We start from the raw sequence: 1,304 nt of genomic DNA on the forward strand, positions 1-1,304 counted from the left end.
GAGCCCATCTCAGATTCTGTGTAACTGCCATTTAGATTAAATGCCTGCTTATACGATCATCAAACATAATCATAAAGCGATTTAAAGCAGACGTCCAGTTACGGATGGGCATAGACCACTTTTTAGAGGCCTGCTGGGTGGCTAAGTACACCACTTTAAATGCTGCCTGATCAGAGGGGAACACCTTACGCTTATTCACCGCTGTCCGAATGACACTGTTTAATGATTCAATAGCATTGGTGGTATAGATGACTTTTCTGATGTCTTTAGGGTAGTTAAAGAACACCGTTAAGCCCTCCCAGTTATTGCGCCAAGACTTAACCACATGCGGGTACTCAGTGCCCCATACCTCATCAAAGTGTTCAAGGTTAGCCTCTGCTATCTCAAGCGTATCAGCGCCGTAGATAGCCTTTAGATCAGCCGCTACTGCCTTTTTATTTGTCCAAGGTACAAACTTCATCGAATAGCGCACCATGTGTACGATACACAGCTGAACCTGAGCGTTGGGATAAACGGTATTGATGGCATCAGGGAAGCCCTTTAAACCATCGACACAGGCAATGAGGATATCTTGCACCCCGCGGTTTTGTAGTTCAGTGAGTACGCCTAGCCAGAACTTAGCGCCCTCATTCTCTGATAGCCACATACCAAGCAGCTCTTTTTTACCATTAAGTCCCACACCTAGTGCCAGATAGATAGCCTTGTTGATAATCTGTTTATCTTGACGTATCTTCACGACAATACAGTCTAGATAGACGATAGGATAGACACTGCTTAACGGCCGGTTCTGCCAAGCGGTGATGTCCTCTAAGATGTTGTCAGTGACTCTTGAAACCAGGGTGCTTGAGATGTCGACATCGTAGAGCTCTTTGATGCTCTCTACAATCTCGGTGGTGGTTTGACCTTTGGCGTAAAAGAAGATGATTTTATCGTCAAGACCTGAGATACGGGTCTGATGCTTAGCAACCAATACAGGCTCAAAGCTGCCACCGCGGTCTCTTGGAGTAGATATCTCAAGATCGCCTGTATCGCTACGGACTCTCTTTTTAGTGTGGCCGTTGCGCTTGTTAGGCTTATCGGCTTTCTCATGCTTGGGATAGCCGAGATGGTCTTCCATCTCAGCTTCTAAGGCAGTGTCGATAAACGACTGCATGTGCTGCTTTTGGAAGTCTTTGATGTCATCGAAGCTGTTCATGCTGCTGGCCATTTTCTCGGCCAGTTTTTTAATGTCAGATTGAGTAGTCATTGCTTATTCTCCTGTTAGTGGATTATAAGCAGTTACACAGTTTTTAGGAAAGGCTCGA

General features: G+C 45.6%; 1 protein-coding gene. It reads right to left on the reverse strand.

Features of this window, described 5'->3' with window-relative positions:
* Positions 1-31: 31 nt before the first annotated feature.
* Positions 32-1,246, reverse strand: coding sequence for an IS256 family transposase (locus HCZ91_RS13810; RefSeq protein WP_179799795.1), 1,215 nt, complete (start codon positions 1,244-1,246; stop codon positions 32-34).
* Positions 1,247-1,304: the final 58 nt, after the last annotated feature.

This window comes from Psychrobacter sp. BI730 (assembly GCF_013414195.1).
In the GTDB taxonomy this organism is placed as follows: domain Bacteria; phylum Pseudomonadota; class Gammaproteobacteria; order Pseudomonadales; family Moraxellaceae; genus Psychrobacter.

Coding starts and splice junctions, on each gene's coding strand:
- HCZ91_RS13810 (WP_179799795.1), bottom strand. CDS start 1,246: ATGACTACTCAATCTGACATTAAAAAACTGGCCGAGAAAATGGCCAGC.